Annotated in this window: 17 protein-coding genes; 8 read left to right on the plus strand and 9 right to left on the minus strand. The window is 73.4% G+C overall.

Annotated features, from left to right (window positions below):
• Positions 1–137 precede the first annotated feature (137 nt).
• The 3 genes from ACQP00_RS23365 to ACQP00_RS23375 all read left to right on the plus strand — a co-directional run bounded on the left by ACQP00_RS23365 (position 138) and on the right by ACQP00_RS23375 (position 3,720).
• Positions 138–1,730, plus strand: coding sequence for a sensor histidine kinase (locus ACQP00_RS23365; RefSeq protein WP_433222401.1), 1,593 nt, complete (start codon positions 138–140; stop codon positions 1,728–1,730).
• An 80-nt stretch (positions 1,731–1,810) separates the two neighbouring features.
• On the plus strand, positions 1,811–2,956 hold the full coding sequence (locus ACQP00_RS23370; protein WP_433222403.1) for a thiolase family protein: 1,146 nt from the start codon (positions 1,811–1,813) through the stop codon (positions 2,954–2,956).
• Positions 2,953–3,720, plus strand: a complete 768-nt coding sequence (locus ACQP00_RS23375) for an SDR family NAD(P)-dependent oxidoreductase (RefSeq protein WP_433222405.1) — start codon at positions 2,953–2,955, stop codon at positions 3,718–3,720. Before ACQP00_RS23370 ends, ACQP00_RS23375 begins: the two co-directional genes overlap by 4 nt.
• Here the strand turns inward: ACQP00_RS23375 and ACQP00_RS23380 are convergent.
• The 9 genes from ACQP00_RS23380 to ACQP00_RS23420 are packed head-to-tail and all read right to left on the minus strand — an operon-like array spanning position 3,700 to position 11,778.
• Positions 3,700–4,083: a nuclear transport factor 2 family protein gene (locus ACQP00_RS23380; protein WP_433222407.1), complete on the minus strand. Its 384-nt coding sequence runs from the start codon at positions 4,081–4,083 to the stop codon at positions 3,700–3,702. The genes ACQP00_RS23375 and ACQP00_RS23380 overlap by 21 nt on opposite strands.
• Complete coding sequence (locus ACQP00_RS23385) at positions 4,080–5,042, minus strand: CaiB/BaiF CoA transferase family protein (RefSeq protein WP_433222409.1); 963 nt, start codon at positions 5,040–5,042, stop codon at positions 4,080–4,082. The genes ACQP00_RS23380 and ACQP00_RS23385 overlap by 4 nt, the downstream gene beginning before the upstream one ends.
• On the minus strand, positions 5,039–5,347 hold the full coding sequence (locus ACQP00_RS23390; protein WP_433222410.1) for a DUF4387 family protein: 309 nt from the start codon (positions 5,345–5,347) through the stop codon (positions 5,039–5,041). Before ACQP00_RS23390 ends, ACQP00_RS23385 begins: the two co-directional genes overlap by 4 nt.
• Positions 5,344–6,735 (minus strand): acyclic terpene utilization AtuA family protein, encoded by a 1,392-nt coding sequence (locus ACQP00_RS23395; protein ID WP_433222412.1) that lies wholly within the window; start codon positions 6,733–6,735, stop codon positions 5,344–5,346. The genes ACQP00_RS23390 and ACQP00_RS23395 overlap by 4 nt, the downstream gene beginning before the upstream one ends.
• A 2-nt stretch (positions 6,736–6,737) precedes the next feature.
• Positions 6,738–7,724 (minus strand): acyl-CoA dehydrogenase family protein, encoded by a 987-nt coding sequence (locus ACQP00_RS23400; RefSeq protein ID WP_433222414.1) that lies wholly within the window; start codon positions 7,722–7,724, stop codon positions 6,738–6,740.
• On the minus strand, positions 7,721–9,106 hold the full coding sequence (locus ACQP00_RS23405) for a 4-hydroxyphenylacetate 3-hydroxylase N-terminal domain-containing protein (RefSeq protein WP_433222416.1): 1,386 nt from the start codon (positions 9,104–9,106) through the stop codon (positions 7,721–7,723). Before ACQP00_RS23405 ends, ACQP00_RS23400 begins: the two co-directional genes overlap by 4 nt.
• A gap of 16 nt (positions 9,107–9,122) precedes the next feature.
• Entirely contained in the window at positions 9,123–10,244 is a 1,122-nt protein-coding gene (locus tag ACQP00_RS23410) for an acyl-CoA dehydrogenase family protein (protein WP_433222417.1), read from the minus strand.
• 2 nt (positions 10,245–10,246) lie between these two features.
• A complete protein-coding gene (locus ACQP00_RS23415) occupies positions 10,247–11,005 on the minus strand; it encodes a crotonase/enoyl-CoA hydratase family protein (protein ID WP_433222419.1) in 759 nt (252 codons plus the stop codon).
• A complete protein-coding gene (locus ACQP00_RS23420; RefSeq protein ID WP_433222421.1) occupies positions 11,005–11,778 on the minus strand; it encodes an SDR family NAD(P)-dependent oxidoreductase in 774 nt (257 codons plus the stop codon). Before ACQP00_RS23420 ends, ACQP00_RS23415 begins: the two co-directional genes overlap by 1 nt.
• 183 nt (positions 11,779–11,961) lie before the next feature.
• Here ACQP00_RS23420 and ACQP00_RS23425 point away from each other — a divergent pair, with 183 nt between their 5' ends.
• The 5 genes from ACQP00_RS23425 (at position 11,962) to ACQP00_RS23445 (ending at position 17,305) form a co-directional block, all read left to right on the plus strand.
• On the plus strand, positions 11,962–13,506 hold the full coding sequence (locus tag ACQP00_RS23425; RefSeq protein WP_433222423.1) for a class I adenylate-forming enzyme family protein: 1,545 nt from the start codon (positions 11,962–11,964) through the stop codon (positions 13,504–13,506).
• Complete coding sequence (locus tag ACQP00_RS23430; protein ID WP_433222425.1) at positions 13,503–14,267, plus strand: enoyl-CoA hydratase/isomerase family protein; 765 nt, start codon at positions 13,503–13,505, stop codon at positions 14,265–14,267. Before ACQP00_RS23425 ends, ACQP00_RS23430 begins: the two co-directional genes overlap by 4 nt.
• A gap of 16 nt (positions 14,268–14,283) precedes the next feature.
• On the plus strand, positions 14,284–14,928 hold the full coding sequence (locus tag ACQP00_RS23435; RefSeq protein ID WP_433222427.1) for a TetR/AcrR family transcriptional regulator: 645 nt from the start codon (positions 14,284–14,286) through the stop codon (positions 14,926–14,928).
• A gap of 132 nt (positions 14,929–15,060) precedes the next feature.
• A complete protein-coding gene (locus tag ACQP00_RS23440; protein WP_433222429.1) occupies positions 15,061–16,059 on the plus strand; it encodes a LysR family transcriptional regulator in 999 nt (332 codons plus the stop codon).
• 157 nt (positions 16,060–16,216) lie between these two features.
• Positions 16,217–17,305 carry an ABC transporter substrate-binding protein gene (locus tag ACQP00_RS23445; RefSeq protein WP_433222431.1) on the plus strand — a complete coding sequence of 363 codons (1,089 nt, stop codon included), beginning with the start codon at positions 16,217–16,219 and terminating at the stop codon, positions 17,303–17,305.
• Positions 17,306–17,315 lie beyond the last annotated feature (10 nt).

Consider the following 17,315-nt stretch of genomic DNA (forward strand, 5'->3'; position numbering starts at 1 on the left):
GGGCCGTTCGGAGGGGCGTGGTGTTCGTTCGATGGACAGCGAATCGGTGATGCCGCAGGTGGCTATCCGCGCTAGGGCGAAAAGCGCATGCCGAGCGGTGCGTTTTACGGCCACCTCAGCGCGGTAGCGTAGCTGCCGTGGCGTCTGATCACCGGTCGCTGCCGGTGCTGCTCGCGGTCGCCGCCGGGTCGGTGGCCGTCGTCGCCGGTCTGGACACCACGGGCGTGCTCGACCCGTGGTGGTCACTGCTCGTCGACGATCTCGCCCAGACGCTGGCCGCGCTGGCCGCGGTCCTGGCCTGCTGGATCACCGCCGCTCGACATGCCGGCCGGCAGCGCTGGTGGCGGCTGTGGATGGGAGCCGGGGCGTTCGGCTGGCTGCTCGGGCAGCTGCTCTGGTCGTGGTACCAGCTGTGGGAGAACGTCGGCCTGCCCACTCCCTCACTCGCCGACGCCGGCTATCTCATCCTGCCGGTGTTCGCCCTTGCCGCCCTGGTCGCGCTGGCCGCCGACCGGCCCGTGCCCGGCATGCCGCGGCACATGCCGGGGCGGGCGGCGATGGTCCTGGACGGGCTCGTCATCGTCGGTGCGCTGTTCGTGATCAGCTGGGTGACGGTCCTCGGCCCGGTCATGCGGGCCGGCGCGGCCAGCCGGGCGGAGTACGTCATCGCCATGGCCTATCCGATCACCGACCTGGTGCTGACCGTCATCGTGGTGCTGCTCATCGGCCGGGCCAACCAGGTCCAGCTCTCGGTGCTCGGCGCCGGGCTGTTCTTCCTGTCCCTCGGCGACAGCGTGTTCGCCTACCAGGTGGCGACCGGAGCCGACTCGATGCCCGCGGCGGCCGACCTCGGCTTCGTCGCCGGGTTCGCCCTCGTGGCGGTGGCGGCGATGACCGCGCCGGCGGACGCGCCGGGCTGGGCGGTGCGCCCGGAGCCGCGCTGGGGACGGCTGGTGCTGCCGTACCTCCCGGTCACCGCGATGGGCGTGGTCCTCGTCGGGCAGCGGCTCGGCGGCGCCCCGGCCGACACCGCGGTCACCGCCGTCGCCTCGCTGGTCCTCGCGCTGCTGGTGATCCGCCAGGCGGTCACTCTCGCCCAGATCGCCGGGCTGGTGGCGTCCCGGGCGCGGCTGGTGCTCGCCACCGACGAGTCCCGCCGGGAGCTGGAGCGCAACCTGCACGACGGCGTCCAGCAGCGGCTCATCTCCCTCGCCCTGGACATCCGCCGGATCGAGGCCGACGTCCCGCCGGAGTGTGCCCGGGTGCGCCGCGAGCTCGCCGACGTCGTGCAGGGCATCAACGGCACCGTGGAGGAGGTGCGGGAGCTCTCGCGCGGGGTACACCCGGCGATCCTCACCCAGGGCGGCCTGCGCCCCGGCCTGCGCGCCCTGGCCCGCCGCTCGGCCGTGGCCGTGGAGCTCGACGTGCACCTCGACGGCCGGCTGCCCGAGCCGGTCGAGGTCGCCGCCTACTACGTGGTGGCCGAGGCGCTGACCAACGCGGCCAAGCACTCCGACGCCGAGCTGGTGCGGGTCGGCGTGCGGGTGAAGGGCAGCGGCCTGTACCTCTCCGTGGACGACGACGGCCAGGGCGGGGCCAACCCGCGGCGCGGCACCGGGCTGCTCGGCCTGGCCGACCGCTGCGAGGCCATCGGCGGCACCCTCGTGGTCGACAGCCCGCGCGGCTACGGCACCCACCTGTCGGCCGAGCTGCCCCTCGAACGGGCCTGAGCGCGGGCATTGGCGGCGCCTATCGACCGATGGACGGTACGTCTTTGTGCCCACGGCAGGGCAGGGGCTGTCATGGGAGCGTGGAATCCAGTGATGCGGTCATCGTCGACGCCGTCCGTACCCCGATCGGCAAGCGCAACGGCGCCCTCGCCCCCTGGCACCCGGTGGACCTGGCCAGTGAGGTCCTCACCACGCTCGTCACCCGCACCGGCATCGACCCGGCCGACGTCGACGACGTGATGTTCGGCTGCGTGAACCAGCTCGGTGACCAGTCCACCAATGTCGGGCGGATGGCCGCATTGGCCGCCGGTTTCCCGGAGGCGGTGCCGGGCATGACCATCGACCGCGCCTGCGGCTCCAGCCAGCAGGCGCTGCACTTCGCGGTGGCGACCGTGCTGTCCGGAATGGCCGACCTGGTGATCGCGGGCGGCGTGGAGATGATGTCGCGGGTACCGCTGGGCTCGGCCCGGGCCACCGGCATGCCGTACGGCCCGCGGGTCCTCGCCCGTTACCAGCGCGAGTCGTTCAGCCAGGGCGAGGGCGCGGAGATGCTCGCCGAGCGCTACGGGCTGTCGCGCACCGCCCTGGACGAGTTCTCGGTCCGCTCGCACACGTTGGCCGCGCAGGCCACCGACGCCGGCGCGTTCGCCGGGCAGCTCGTCACCCTGCCGGACACCCCGCTCACCGCCGACGAGGGCATCCGCCGCACGTCGACCGTGGAGACCCTCGCGGCGCTGAAGCCCGCCTTCCGCGAGGACGGCGTCATCCACGCCGGCAACGCCTCGCAGATCTCCGACGGCGCCGCCGCCCTGCTCGTCACCACCGGCGAGCGGGCCCGCGCGCTCGGCCTCACCCCGCTCGCCCGCTTCCACAGCGGCTCGGTGCTCGGCGCCGACCCGGTGGTCATGCTCGGCGCCCCGTGGCCCGCCACCCACAAGGTCCTCGCCCGGGCCGGGCTGGGCATCGACGACATCGGCGCGTTCGAGATCAACGAGGCGTTCGCGTCCGTGCCCCTCGCCTGGCTCGCCGAGACCGGGGCCAAGCCGGAGCGCCTCAACCCGCTCGGCGGCGCGATCGCCGTCGGCCACCCCCTGGGCGCCTCCGGGGCGATCCTGATGACGAGGCTGTTGCATCACATGCGAAACCACGGCATCCGGTACGGCCTGCAGTCCATGTGCGAGGCCGGCGGCATGGCCAACGCCAGCATCGTCGAGCTCGTCGCATGACCCAGCTCGACGGGCGCCGGGTCCTGGTGACGGGCGGCTCCCGCGGCATCGGCCGGGCGATCGTCGAGGCGGCCGCGGCGGCCGGCGCGCGCTGCGCGGTGCTGTGCCGGCACCCCGAGGCCGCCGCCGACCTGCCGGCCAGGTCCGTACACGCGGCCGACATCACCGATCCGGCGGGCTGCGAGCGGGCGGTCGCCGAGGCGGCGGCGGCCCTCGGCGGCCTCGACGTGGTCGTGAACAACGCGGCCCGGGTCTCCGGCGGCGTCCCCGACGGCCTGTTCAGCACCACGGACACCCTGCTGCGGTCCGACTTCGAGGAGAAGATCGTGGGCTACCTGCGGGTCGTCCGGGCCGCCGCGGAGCATTTGCGGGCGAGCGGCTCCGGGCGGGTGGTCAACGTCGGAGGGGAGGCGGCGAGGATCGCCCGGCACAACGTCAGCTCCGGCGTGCGCAACGCCGCGCTCGTCCACCTCACCCACTCGATGGCCCGCGAGCTCGGCCCGGACGGGATCACCGCCAACGTCGTGCAGCCGGGCGTGGTCCTCACCGCCGAGGTGCGGGCGATGCTGCTGGCGGGGGCGCCGGACGGTACCGGCGAAGAAGATTATCTGCGCAAGCTGGCGGCCCGGCAGTCGCTGCGCCGGTTCGTGAAACCGGCCGAGGTTGCGGCCGTCGTCATCTTTCTCGCCTCCGCCGCCGCCTCGGGCCTGACCGGCCAGGTGCTGACCGTGTCGGGCGGGACGTCAGCCGCGGTGCACTACTAGCACCCGCTTCGCGGTGAACACGAGACCGCCGTGGGGTGCGCGGGCGACGTGGTCGCGGTACCGGCCCCAGGTCTGCACGATCGGCCCGCCGGGCGCCCGCGAGGCCGCGTGGAACAGTGACCGCACCTCGTCGCCGAGCAGCTCCACATTGGACACCATGTGCAGCACCGGCCCCGGGTTCGCCGTCCAGTAGCGGGCGAACACGCCGAGGAACCCGTCCACGCCGACGGTGTGCACGCCGTCGGCCCCGGCGAACTCGACGTCGTCGGCGATGATGGAGCGCAGCAGGTCGGGGTCGCGGTCGTCGACGCCCCGGCAGTACAGCGCCTGGAGGGTCGTCACGTCCTGCAGCGAGTGGCTCATGCCCGGAACTCCTTCGCCTCGGCCGGGGTGAGCACCGGGGTGACGCAGGCGTCGACCCCGGCGAACGCCCGCTCCCAGTCGGCGCGGGTCCGGGTCGCGAAGACGCGGGCCAGCTCCGCGCGCTGGGCGGGCCAGCGGTCGCGGTCGTGCTGCGGCCAGCCGGCCGGGTCGATGCCGAGCGTGGCCAGCAGCGCCCGGTGGAACGCCGGTTCGATGGCGCCGACGGCCACGAACCCGCCGTCGGCCGTGCGGTACGTGCGGTAGAACGGGGCGCCGCCGTCGAAGATGTTCGACTCGCGCTCGTCGGTCCACAGCCCGGCCGCGCGCATGTCGTGCAGCAGCGTGGTCAGCGAGTGCACGGCGTCCACCATGGACACGTCGAGGACGGCGCCGCGGCCGGTGCGGGTGCGGTCCAGCAGTGCGGCCAGGACGTCGATCACCAGATACGTGCCGCCGGCCCCGAAGTCGGCGAGGAGGTTCAGCGGCGGCAGGGGCGGGTGGCCGGCCGGGCCGGTCGGATACAGCGCGCCGGCGATCGCCAGGTAGTTGATGTCGTGCCCGGCCCGCTGCGACCACGGCCCGTCGTGGCCCCAGCCGGTCATGTGCACGTAGACGAGCGCCGGGAACTCGGCGCACAACGCGTCCGCGCCGAGGCCGAGCCGGTCCACGACGCCCGGGCGGTACGGGTCGACGAACACGTCGGCCTCCGCCACCAGCCCACGGACCGTCGCCAGGCCCGCCGCCGTCTTCAGGTCGGCGGTGACGGTCCGCACGCCGGTGTACCGCGAGTCGAGCCCGACCGGCAGCCCCGAGACCCCGTCGCCGGCGCCGGGTCGGTCGACCCGGATCACCTCCGCGCCGCGCTCGCGCAGCAGCATCCCGGCGAACGGCGACGGCCCCGCCCCGGCCAGCAGCACCACCCGGACCCCGGCCAGCGGGCCGGCCGGCGGCGAGCTCACGGCAGGCGCAGCGACAGCAGCGGCACGAACTGGGCCGCGCTGTCCAGGTCGGTGTCGTCGGGGCCGCCGGCGACGGTCCGGCGGGGCAGCGTCACCTTGATGGCGTTGGCCGCCGGGTAGTCGATGACCTGCACGGTGGCCGGATCGACGTGCAGCAGCGCGGCGACCGCCTCGGCGTTGATCGCCCCGGAGTCGCGCCACCGCACGTACGACTCCTCGGTCTTGAACACCATGTCGGCCGAGACCAGGAAGGCGCCCGCGTTGCGCGTGCGGAACGTGCTGCACTCCGAGCGGATGTCGCTCATACGAGCTCCTTCACGAAAGAGTCGGAGACCTCGAGGGTGAACGGCTCCATGGGGTGGTCGAGCGCGGCCGCGTGCCACACGCTCCAGTTGAACACCGGCCCGACGTCGACCACGGAGGGCGCGTAGGCCAGGGCGCCGTTGGCCGAGTTGGCCACGCCCGGCACCCGCACGCCGTGCATGAAGAACGGCATCGCCCCGGAGACGATCTCGTGCGCCAGCTCCTGCTCGGCCGCGACCGCCTCGGCGACGAGGCCGATCTCGTAGCAGCCCGCGTATCCGCCGGCGGCGTTCGGCTCGGCGTCGCCCAGCACGGCGTCGTAGCCGTACCGGCGGAACCCGAACGTGTACGAGCCCTCGTCGAGGCCGTACCGGTCGCGGGCGGTGCGGTGCACGAGGTCGGTGATGGCGCTCGTGTACTCCCGCACGTTGCCCACCACCGCGGGGTCGCGCACGCCGAACAGGCACATGCTGCGGTACCCGAGCCGCTCCACACCTTCGAGGCGCACGCTGTACGGCTCCGGGGTGAACGTCGCTCCGACCACGCGCACGGTGTGCTCGTCGACCTGGATGTACCGCGCGCCGGAGGTGTCGAGCGTGCCCGGCGGCTCGCGCAGCAGGTACGGCGTCGCGTTCTCGTACAGCATCTGCGCGGCGACGGACCGCACGGTGCAGCGGGACTTGCCGCCGACCGGCCGGACGGTGAAGCCCTCGTTGTCGACCTCGCCCACGATGCACTCGCCGGCGCCGATCGGTTCCTCGATGGCGTACCCGCACTCGACCGTCTTGCCCATGTGCCAGGCGGGGCCCGGGGCGATGCCACGCATGAGCGGTACCGCGGCGTAGATGGCGGCGTCGGAGGAGCGCCCGGCGAGCACGATCTGCGCCCCGGCGTCGAGGGCCTCGGCGTAGGGCTCCGGGCCCATCATGGCCACGATCCGAGCCGCCTGCTCGACGCCCTCCTCGGTCAGCTCGGGCCGCCCGTCCAGGCCCCACGTCCGTCCACTGCGGACCTTCCCGAGCACCCAGTCCTTCGGCTGCTCGGTGCGGATGGTGGCGATCCGGGCGGTGCGCCCGTGCGCGGCCAGGATGTCGGTGACGATGCCTCGGAACCAGGTGAGCCCGGCGTCGCTGCCGGTGAACCCGGCCGAGCCGATGAGCAGCGGCGCGCCGATGTCCAGCGCGCCGAGCACCATCCGCTCCAGGTCGCGGCGGGTCTGCCGGTAGCCGGCCCAGGACGCGGCGGCGCCCAGGTAGTAGGGGCCCCAGTCGGTGCTGCCGGCGTCGCAGGCGATGAAGTCGGGCTTGGTCTCCAGCGCCGCGCGGAAGGACCTGGTGGAGAAGCCTCCGCCCATGACCGCCGCGGGCGCTACGAACCGGACACTACTCATGGTCACTCCTCGTCGACCAGGGCGAACAGGGCGCGCCGGTGCTGGTCCGGCGTCCCCGCGAGCACCGCGGCGGCGTGCGCGCGGCGCAGCAGGACGTGGGCGGGGTACTCCCAGGTGAAGCCGATCCCGCCGTGCAGCTGGATCGCCTCGGTGGTGATGGTCACGGCGGCCTCGGACGCCTTGACCGCGAGGGCGTGCGCGGCGCGTTCAGTGCCGTCGCCGTCGCCGTCGCCGTCCCCGTCGCCGCGCGCCGCGAACTCGGCCGCCGAGCGGGCCACCTCCAGGGTCACCGCGAGGTCGGCGAGCTTGTGCTGCATCGCCTGGAACGCCCCGATCGGCCGGCCGAACTGGTGGCGGCTCTTGGCGTGCTCGACGGTGAGTTCGAGCGCGTGCCCGGCGACCCCGAGGCACTCGGCGCCGAGCGCGATCCAGGTGGCGACCTCGGCCCGGCGGATCGCGGCGGCGACCTGGGGACCCTCGGCCAGGACAACCGCGGGGGTCGCCTCGAAGCCGACCCGGAACGCGGGCCGGCTGAGATCGAGTGAGGGCAGCTGGGAAAGGGTGAAACCGTCCGTAACCAGCAGCAGGCGATCGCCGACCGGGACCAGCAGGGGACCGGGCGCGGCCAGGATCGGCCCGACCACGCCGGTGATCCGCGCACCACCGTCCACCGTGGACGGGCGGAACGGCATGTGGGCGAGGGTCGTCGCGGTGGCGGGGGGAAGGTCGAGTGTGGACAGTACCGTGGCCGCGGTGACCGCGGTGGGCAGGAACGGGCCGCCGACGACCGCCCGGCCGAGTTCGGACGCGACCGCGATCAGCTCGGCGGTCCCGAGGCCGAGCCCGCCGTGCGCCTCCGGGACGAGCAGCCCGTCCAGGCCCAGCTCGTCGCGCAGCCGCGGCCACAGCGGCTCGGCGCCCTCGACGGGCTTGGCGTGGGCGGCCAGGAACTCGCGCAGCGCGGAGCCCAGCTCGGCGGCGACCGTCATGCCGGTTCCTCGATCCCGCAGATCTTGCGGGCCAGCCCCTTCGCGTGGTGCATGTCGTAGTGCTTCTCGACGATGAGCCGCTGCGCGTGCAGGCCGCCGCCGCCCTGCAGGATCGTGACGCTCTGCCAGCCGCCGAAGGTGTCGGCGGTGAAGTCGCGGATGCCGTGGAACAGCCGCATCCGGTGCTCGGCGTCCACACCTTGCATCGTGCGCATGTACTTGGCCACGAAGTCGCCGGTCTCCGGGCTCTTCAGGTCGTCGAGCATCGGCGCGGTGAGCACGCTGCCGCCGGCGATGTCGTGCAGGTTGCGCACCATCTCGGCGTAGTTGGCGGCGGCGAAGTACTTGGCCGCGTTGGTCATCAGCTCGTCGGGCGACGCCCAGCCCTCGGGGGTGAAGCCGGCGTTGTTGACCGCGGCCTCGAGCCCGGCCCGCACCATCGTGGCGTAGTTGATGAGCTCCGCGATCTTCTGCCGGATGTGCGGCACCCGCTGCAGCCCGTTGGCCTCGGCGATGAGCTGGGCCATGCCGACGAGCGTGTCGGCCATCTCGACGTAGTGCGCGACGCTGCCGATGCGCTCCCACAGCCCCAGCGAGTGGGCGAAGGTGGCCGAGTGCTCGACCTCGCCGTCGAGGAAGACCCGCTCGTTGGGCACGTAGACGTCGTCGAAGATGACGAACCCCTCGGCCATGTTGCGCCGGGCGCTGTAGGGGAAGTAGTCGGCCGGCAGGTCGGGCCGGGGCGCGTAGGTGGTCGCGATGATCTTCACACCGGGCGCGTTGACCGGGACCGCGCACGCGATCGACCAGTCCTCCTCGCCGGGCTTCATCCGCTTGGTCGGCATCACGATGAGGTCGTGGTCGATCGGGGCGCCGGTGATGTGCAGCTTCGCCCCGCGGATGGTCACGCCGCCGGAGTCGCGGCTCACCACCCGCACGTACAGGTCGGGGTCGTCCTGCTTCATCGGCGACAGCGCCCGGTTGCCCTTGGCGTCGGTGATGGTCTGCACGCAGCGCAGATCGGCCTTCTTGGCGTGCTCGAAGTAGGCCATCACGCGGTCGGCGTAGTCGGGCAGGTCGGCGCGGATGCGGCTGGCCGCGGTCATGAGCATCAGCAGGCTGACCGACGTGGTGCGGGTCGGGTTGGCCCACTTGAGCTGCTCGACCTCCTGGTACTTGAGGTCCTCGACGCTGTGCGGGATGAAGAACAGCGGGCCGAACGCGTCCTCGCCCGGCCGGTAGAACTCGTCGTAGTTGGCGGCGGTCATCGCGATGCTCTGCCGCAGCAGCGGCTCCTCGGTGACGTCCTCGATGCGCCGGCCCGCGATGTAGACCTGGCGGCCGTCGCGGAGGCTCTGCCGGTACTGTTCCCCGGTCATCATGGCTGCTGCGGTCCTTTCAGTGTCTGGTGTCCCGGGGCAGGCCCAGGACCCGTTCCGCGACGATGCCGCGCTGGATCTGGTCGGTGCCGCCGGCGATGCGCTGAGCGGGGGAGCTGAGCAGGAAGTCCGACCAGGTGCCGAAGCCGGGCGCGCCGGCGTCCGCGACCATGTCGGGGCCGAGCAGCCGGGCGGCGGCGCGGCCGTAGAAGCCCAGGTCGTCGACGAGGGCCAGCTTGCCGATGGACGGCGACACCGCGCCGGCGGCCACCCGGTCGGCGGTCACCCCGGCCAGCTGCTCCCGGATCCAGGCCTCGGCCAGCAGTTCGCGCTCGGCGTCGCCGGGTTCAGGAGCAAGAGCACGGAGCCGCCGGTACGGCCGGCTGAGGTAGGTCTTGTCGCGGCTGCCCATCGCGGTGCGCTCGCTGGTGAGCGTGGACATCGCCACCGTCCAGCCCTGGTCGACCGCGCCCAGCCGGGCGCTGTCGGGGATCCGGACGTCGTCGAAGAACACCTCGTTGAAGTGGCTGTCGCCGTTGATCTGGCGGATCGGGCGGACGGTGATGCCGGGCCGGTCCATTTCGATGAGAAAGGCCGTGATGGCCCGGTGCCGGTCGGCCGGTGCCCCGGTCCGCGCGAGCAGTTCGCCGACGTCGCTGAGGTGGGCCCACGAGGACCACACCTTCTGACCGTTCACGACCCACTCGTCGCCGTCGCGGACCGCCGTGCAGCGCAGCGAGGCGAGGTCGGAGCCGGCCTCGGGCTCGGAGAACAGCTGGCAGGCCAGGGCGTCGCCGCGCCACAGGGCGCGCATCCAGCGTTGCTGCTGCTCGGGCGAGCCGTGGGCCAGGATGGTCGGGGCGACGATGCGGCGGCTGACCGTGAAGTAGCTCTGGTCGGGCAGCTCATACTCGTACAGCACCCCGCGCAGCGCGTCCGCGGTGGCCGGGTCGAGGCCGGCCCCGCCGAACGCGACCGGCCCGTCGAACCAGGCCAGCCCGGCGTCGAAGAGCCGCCGCTGGAACGCCATGGAGGTGGCCAGGTCGCCGGGAGTGGCGGGGGTGGCGGAGTCGGCGTCGGGATCGCGGCGGGCCAGCCCTTCGGCGGCCGCGAAGGCGTGGATCCGTTCGGCGAGGTCCATGCTCACCGCCCGGCCCACACGGCGGCCCGGCGCTCGGCGAACGCACGAGCGCCCTCGGCGGCGTCGGCGGAGGCGAAGACCGGGTCGAAGTACTCGTCCTGGCGGGCGAAGGACTCCCCGTCGGGCCAGTCGGCGCTGCGCCGCGCCACCTGCACGCTGGCCGCGACGGCCAAGGGTGCGTTGGCCGCCACGGCCTGGGCCAGCTCGATCGCGGCCGTCAGGGCACCGCCGGGCGGGGTGATCCGGTTCACCAGCCCGTGCTCGGCCGCCCGCTTGGCATCGAGCGGGGCGCCGGTCAGCACCAGCTCCATGGCCAGGGCGTAGGGGAGCCGTCGCGGCAGCCGGAACGCGCCGCCGCCGCGGGCGGTCAGGCCCCGGGTGACCTCGGGCAGCCCGAAGCGGGCGTCCTCGGCCGCCACCACCAGGTCGCAGGCGAGCACCATCTCGAAGCCGCCGCCGAGCGCCCAGCCCTCCACCGCGGCGACGAGCGGCATCCGCGGCGGGGACTGCACGAACCCGGCGAACCCGCGCCCGGGCACGCTCGGGCGGCCCTGCTCGGGGAAGTCGCGCAGGTCCATGCCGGCGCTGAAGGTGCCCTCGGCGCCGGTGAGCACCGCCGCCCGTACACCCGGATCCGCATCGAGCGCGGCGAACGTCTCGGCGATGGTGTCGGCGGTGGCCCGGTTGATCGCGTTGCGCCGGTGCGGCCGGTTCACCGTGACGACCGCGACGTGCCCCTGGCGCTCGAGGAGGACGTCCATCAGCGCGGCGCCATGCGGATCGCGCCGTCGAGCCGGACCGTCTCGCCGTTGAGGTACCCGTTGGAGAGCAGGTGCACCGCCAGGGCCGCGTACTCGTCGGGCTGCCCGAGCCGGCGCGGGTGCGGCACGCTCGCCGCGAGCCCGGCCCGCAGGTCGTCGCGCAGCCGGCCGAGCATCGGGGTGTCGAACACGCCGGGCGCGATCGTGTTGACCCGGATGCCGCGGCTGGCCAGGTCGCGCGCGGTGGTGATGGTGATGCCGTGCACGCCCGCCTTGGCCGCGGTGTACGACGCCTGCCCGATCTGCCCCTCGAACGCGGCCACCGACGCGGTCAGCACGCATGCGCCCCGCTCGCCGTCGACCGGCTCGGACTCGGCGATCGCGGCGGCCACCAGGCGCAGCACGTTGTAGGTGCCGACCAGGTTGACCCGCACCACCTCGGCGAAGCCCTCGATCGGGGCGGGCACGCCCTGCTTGTCCAGGATGCGCAGCCGGTCGCTGCCCCGCCCGGCGCAGTGCACCAGCCCGCGCACCGGGCCGCGCTGCCGGGCGACGTCCACGGCCGCCGTCATCTCCTCGGTCGAGGTGATGTCCGCGGCGACGAACGTCGCGGCCGGGCCGAGCGCCTTCGCCTCGGTGGTGCCGAGCTCGGCCGCGGTGGGCAGGTCGACCATCACCACGGTCGCGCCCTCGGCGACGAGCCGGCGCGCGGTGGCCAGGCCGAGCCCGGAGGCCCCGCCGGTCACCACCACAGTGGCCTTGTCCAGATTCACGATGCGTTCTCCCGCCGCCATTTCACGATCGACCACTCGACCATTGCGGCTCGCCCCGGATATGTCCAATACTCCTGCCCGCCGAATTGATAGGGGACGCCTATCGACCGCTTCCTTGACACCCATTTCCGGGCGGCTAACGTCGGTTTCGGTAAATGGTCGTCGGACGTCGGGAGTGCGGCAGTGAGATCGTTGTCCTCGGTCGGGCCGGGCGACTGGCCGACCATCGGCGCGCATGCCTGTCCGGACGATCCGGCGCTGCGGACCCCCGACGGCGTCGCGCTGACGTTCGCCGGCCTGGAGGCGCGGGCCTCGCGGCTGGCGGCGGCGCTGCTCGCGGCCGGGGTGGGCAAGGGGGAGCGGATCGCGATCCTCGGCACCGACGGGGTCGGCTACGCGGTGACCCTCTTCGCCTCGCTCAAGGCCGGCACGATCGGGGTGCCGCTGAACTTCCGGCTGGCCGGGGCCGAACTGGCCGCGCTGACGGCGGTGGCCGACCCGGCGGTGCTGGTGATCGAGGCACGGTACGCCCACCTGCTCGACCAGTTGCGCCAGGCCGCGCCGGGGCTGCGGCTGGTGCTGACGCTGGACCGGCCGCTGCCCGGGATCGCCACTGTCGAGGAGTTCGGCGCGTCCGGACCGGCCAGCCTGCCGGCTCGCACCGCCGACGACGACGTGCTGCTGTGGATGCTGACCAGCGGCACCACCGGCACGCCGAGAGTCGTGGCGCAGACCCAGCGGATGCTCAAGGCGAACACCGCCAAGGGCGTGCTGGAGCAGGGCTTCCAGCCGGGGGAGTGCCTGTACGCCGGCACCCCGCTGTTCCACGTGGCCGGGATGGGCTGGCTGTACTACGCGATCTCCCGCGGCGCCGCGCTCATGCTGCTGCCGCAGTTCGAGGCCGGGGCCGTGCTCGGGTGCCTGCGCGCCGGGACGGTGACCCGCTGCCTGCTCGTGCCCAGCATGGCCGTGGCGCTGCTGGACCACCCCGACGCCGGGCCGGTCCCGCAGCTGCGCAGCATCGCCTACGGGGGCTCGGCGATGCCGCCGGAGCTGGTCCGGCGGCTGATCGAGACGTTCGGCTGCGACCTGTACAACACGTTCGGGGCCGGCACCGAGGGTGGCGGGCAGACCATCCTGCGCCCGGCCGACCACCGCGCCGCGCTCGACGGCCGCCCGCACCTGCTCGGCTCGATCGGCCGGCCGATGTTCGGGGTCGACCTGCGGCTCTGCGACGCCAACGGGGCCGAGGTCGGGGTGGGCACGGTCGGCGAGATCCACACCCGCAGCGACACGGTGATGAGCGGCTACGTGGGGCGGCCCGACCTGACCGCGACCAAGGTCGTCGACGGCTGGATCCGCAGCGGGGACATGGCCTGGCGGGACGCCGAGGGCTACCTCTACCTGGCCGGGCGCAAGGACGACATGATCCTGCGGGGCGGCGAGAACATCTTCCCGGCCGAGATCGAGAACGTCCTGGTCGAGCACGCCGAGGTGGCCGAGGCGGCGGTGGTGGGGCTGCCGGACGAGCGCTGGGGGCAGATCGTGGTGGCCGCCGTGGTCGCCGCGCCCGGCCGGGCCCCCGACCCCGAGATGCTGCGCGCGTACTGCCGGTCGCGCCTGGCCGGCTACAAGACGCCCGCCCGCATCGTGGTGCTCGACGAGCTGCCCCGCAACGCGGCCGGCAAGACGCTCCGCTCGGCGGTCGTGCAGCGGGTGGCGGCGTGAGCGACGTGCGCGTGGAGCGGGCCGGCGACGTCCTCACGGTGATCATCGACCGGCCCGCTCGGCGCAACGCGATGACCTACGGGGCCTGGGACGAGCTCGGTGCCGCCCTGCGCGACGTGGCCGCGAGCGATGCAAGGGCGGTGATCGTCACCGGTACCGGCGGCGCGTTCTGCAGCGGCGGCGACCTGGACGGCGGCGATCGCGCCCCGCACCCCACGGCCCAGCTGGCCGCGGTCGCCCGCACGTGTCAGGCCCTGGTCTCCCTGCCGCAGCCGACGATCGCGCAGGTCGACGGGCTGGCCGCCGGGGCCGGCTTCGGTCTCGCCCTGGCCTGCGACTTCGTGGTGGCCAGCAGCCGGGCCAGGTTCGGCACGATGTTCCTGGCCCGCGGCCTGTCGCCGGACTTCGCCACCTCGTGGCTGCTGCCCCGGCTGGTCGGCCTGCGGGTGGCCACCCGGCTGACCCTGCTGCCGGAGATCTTCGACGCCGCCCGGGCCCGCGAGCTGGGCCTGCTGGAGGACGTCGTCGAGCCGGATGAGCTGCCCGCGCGGGTCGCGGATCTGGCCGCGCGGCTGGCCGCCGGGCCGCCGGTCGCGATCCGGCTGACCAAGCAGCTGCTGCGCGACTCGTTCGCCCGCGGCGTGGAGGAATCCCTGGCCGCGGAGACCATGGCCCAGTCGGTGAACCGGCTGTCGGCCGACGCCCAGGAGGGGATCGCGGCCTTCCGGGAGCGGCGGGCCGCGCGGTTCGAGGGACGATGATGCCACGATGTTCGACGTGAAGGCTCCCGCAGTGCGAGCGGTCGCGGCTCCGGCGCAGCCGCGGACCCCGGCGCAGTACGACCGGCGCGACCGCGTGCTCGCCACCGCCTCGGCCCTGCTGACCACCGGCGGCGAGGACGCGCTGCAGATGAAGCGGGTCGCCGAGGACGCGCGGGTCTCCCTGGCCACCGTCTACCGGTACTTCCCGTCCAAGGACCACCTGCTGCTGGCCATGGCCCGGGCGCGCTTCGAGCGGGCCCTCGCCCGGGTCCAGCGCGGCGACATCGACCTGGACGGCAGCACCCCCGGGCAGCGGGTCGGGGAGTACCTGCTGCGCGAGTTCGCCGCCCAGCAGCGCCAGCCGCACATCACCTCGGCGCTGGCCCGGGTGCTCGTCGGCACCAACCCGGACTACCGCGAGACGCACGACGAGGTCCAGCGGATGCACCTGCGGCTGCTGTGCGTGATCGCGCACGGTCACGACGGGGCGCCCGGCTACGAGGCCTGGATGGTGCTGCGGGTGGTGGCCGGCTGCTTCGGCTCGGCCACCCGCAACTGGATCGCGGGCCTGCTCTCGGCCGACGAGGCGCGCTTCGAGATCGCCCTCGCGTGCCGGCTGCTGGATCTCCCGCCGGCAGAACCGGTTCTTCCCGCTCCGTAACCACGATCGTCATCACTGGCTCTGACCAGCCACGATGCCCGCAACACGGATTTAACACAACCGTTGAAAACCAGACTCGATTCTGGAACACTCGCCCGCATCAACACCCGGCGATGATGCGTGAGGTGCGGGATGAGCAGCATCGAGGTCCGTCAGCTCGAGTACTTCCTGGCCGTCCACGACCACGGTGGCGTCACCCGCGCCGCGAAGGCCCTGCACCTGTCCCAGCCCTCGCTGTCCCAGGCCATCCGCAGCCTGGAGCGGCAGCTGCGCACCGACCTGTTCCTGCGCGTCGGCCGCGGCCTGGTGCTCTCCCCGGCCGGGCAGGCCCTCGTCGGCCCGGCCCGCCAGGTCGTGCGCTCCCTCGAACGGGCCCAGGCCGCCGTCATCCGGGTCCGCGAGCTGCACGCCGGGCAGGTCTCGATCGCGGCCGGGGCCGGGCTCGTGGCCGACCCGCTCGCGCCCTGGCTCGGCCGGTTCCGCCGCAAGTACCCCGACACGGTCGTGCGGGTCGAGGAGAGCGAGAGCGACGACGGCGTGGCCGAGCTGGTCCGCTCCGGCGACTGCGACCTCGGCCTGACCGCCGGCTCCATCGTCTGCGACGAGCTCGAGCAGCTGCTGGTCAGCGAGCAGCACGTGGTGCTCGTGGCGCCGCCCGGCACGCCCCGCGCGGCCGGGCCGGTGCCGCTGGAGGACCTCGCCGGCGTGCCGATGATCGCCGGTGACCGGCGCGGCCAGGCCTGGACCGACGTCGAGCGGGCGATGGCCGCCCGCGGCGTCGCCGCCGACGTCGTCGTCGAGGTCGCCCGCACCGCCTCCACCATCCCGCTCGTGCTGGCCGGCGTCGGCTCGACGTTCCTGACCCTGCGCCTGGCCATCGAGGCGCAGGCCCGCGGGGCCGTGGTGCAGGAGATCGCCCCGTCCCAGGTGCGCCGGCTGCGGCTGCTGCGCCGCCCCGGCGACCGCTCGGTCGGGGTCTGCGCGCTCAGCGACGTGATCCACGCCGACGCCCGCCGCTGGGTCGCCGCCCTGCAGGAGGAGCAGGACCGCGGGCTGGGCCTGGTGGCCGCCGGGGCCGCGGTCGACGCCCGCATCCGCGACGCCCGCGCGGCCCGTTCCGCGGCCGCCTAGAAAGCGACCGATACTTCCGCGCTATGGATGCAGTGGATGTAGGTATGCGCTTCACCGAATCGAATGTTGACCACCGTTACCGGCGCCCGTGACGATGATTGCGAGCGCATTCCCGGGAATTGTTTTCGCCCCTTGGAGGAATTCGGTGGTCTCGACAATGAAAAGGCGCACGGCGCTCGCGGCGCTGGCCGCCCTGGCGCTGTTACCCCTCGCCGCGTGCGGGGACGACGACGACGGCTCCGCCGCCCCCGGAGCCGCCGGCGAGACGATGACGATCCGGCTCGGGTTCGCCGGTGCGGTGCTCTCGCCCGGCGCCGCCATGTACACCTCGCTCCCCGACGTGCTCGGCTTCTGGGCCGAGGACCACCTCAAGGTCGAGATCACCCGCATCGAGGGCACCGCCACGGCCCTGCAGGCGATGGTGGGCGACAAGGTCGACGTCGCGGTGGTCTCCGGCGAGGCGGTCATCCCGCCGGTCTCCGAAGGCCAGCCGTTCGTGATCCCCTACTCGCTGAGCCAGCGCGGCATCGTCACCATCGCCGCCCCCGAGGGCAACGGCGTCAACAGCCTGGCCGACCTCAAGGGCAAGAACATCGGGGTGCCGACCCTGGCCAGCGGCGCGGTCACGTTCACCAAGGCCGGCGCGGCCGACGCCGGCGTCGACCCCAACAGCCTCAAGTTCGTGGCGATCGGCACCGGCGCCCAGGCCGCCAACGCGGTCAAGAGCGGCCAGGTCGCGGCGATCGCCGACACCGACACCTCGATCGTGACCTACCAGCAGGCCGGGGCGAAGCTCAAGGTGCTCGACACCGCCGTGGCCGACAAGCTCGTTATCGGCGTCGTCGCCGCCACGACGAAGAACGTCATGGCCAACAAGAAGGCGGCGCTGACCGCGTGGGCCCGGGGCGTGGCCAAGGCGACCGAGTGGATGCAGGCCAACCCCGAGGAAGCGGTCAAGCTGCACTACAAGAAGTTCCCGGACGCCAAGCCGGCCGGGGACGAGGCGGCCGCCGTGGCCACCGGCGTCGAGCAGGTCAAGGCCCGGCTGGTCAACGTCAAGGCGGCGAGCAACGGCGAGTACGGCTCGGTCACCAACGACCAGCTGACCTACATCATCAAGTACCTCACCGACAACGGGCAGCTCAAGAAGCCGGTCGAGGTCAGCGCGGTCTACGACGGCTCGCTCATCCCCGACATCAACAAGTTCGACAAGACGGCCGTGCGCGCCGTGAAGGCGCCAAGCTGATGGAGGTCGG

It is taken from the genome of Dactylosporangium sp. CS-047395 (assembly GCF_050942185.1).
GTDB lineage: Bacteria > Actinomycetota > Actinomycetes > Mycobacteriales > Micromonosporaceae > Dactylosporangium.

What these genes read in the sequence shown, in the direction of transcription:
- ACQP00_RS23375 (WP_433222405.1), top strand. Translation starts at nt 2,953, where the DNA reads ATGACCCAGCTCGACGGGCGCCGGGTCCTGGTGACGGGCGGCTCCCGC.
- ACQP00_RS23380 (WP_433222407.1), bottom strand. Translation starts at nt 4,083, where the DNA reads ATGAGCCACTCGCTGCAGGACGTGACGACCCTCCAGGCGCTGTACTGC.
- ACQP00_RS23390 (WP_433222410.1), bottom strand. Translation starts at nt 5,347, where the DNA reads ATGAGCGACATCCGCTCGGAGTGCAGCACGTTCCGCACGCGCAACGCG.
- ACQP00_RS23395 (WP_433222412.1), bottom strand. Translation starts at nt 6,735, where the DNA reads ATGAGTAGTGTCCGGTTCGTAGCGCCCGCGGCGGTCATGGGCGGAGGC.
- ACQP00_RS23400 (WP_433222414.1), bottom strand. Translation starts at nt 7,724, where the DNA reads ATGACGGTCGCCGCCGAGCTGGGCTCCGCGCTGCGCGAGTTCCTGGCC.
- ACQP00_RS23405 (WP_433222416.1), bottom strand. Translation starts at nt 9,106, where the DNA reads ATGATGACCGGGGAACAGTACCGGCAGAGCCTCCGCGACGGCCGCCAG.
- ACQP00_RS23410 (WP_433222417.1), bottom strand. Translation starts at nt 10,244, where the DNA reads ATGGACCTCGCCGAACGGATCCACGCCTTCGCGGCCGCCGAAGGGCTG.
- ACQP00_RS23415 (WP_433222419.1), bottom strand. Translation starts at nt 11,005, where the DNA reads ATGGACGTCCTCCTCGAGCGCCAGGGGCACGTCGCGGTCGTCACGGTG.
- ACQP00_RS23440 (WP_433222429.1), top strand. Translation starts at nt 15,061, where the DNA reads ATGAGCAGCATCGAGGTCCGTCAGCTCGAGTACTTCCTGGCCGTCCAC.
- ACQP00_RS23445 (WP_433222431.1), top strand. Translation starts at nt 16,217, where the DNA reads ATGAAAAGGCGCACGGCGCTCGCGGCGCTGGCCGCCCTGGCGCTGTTA.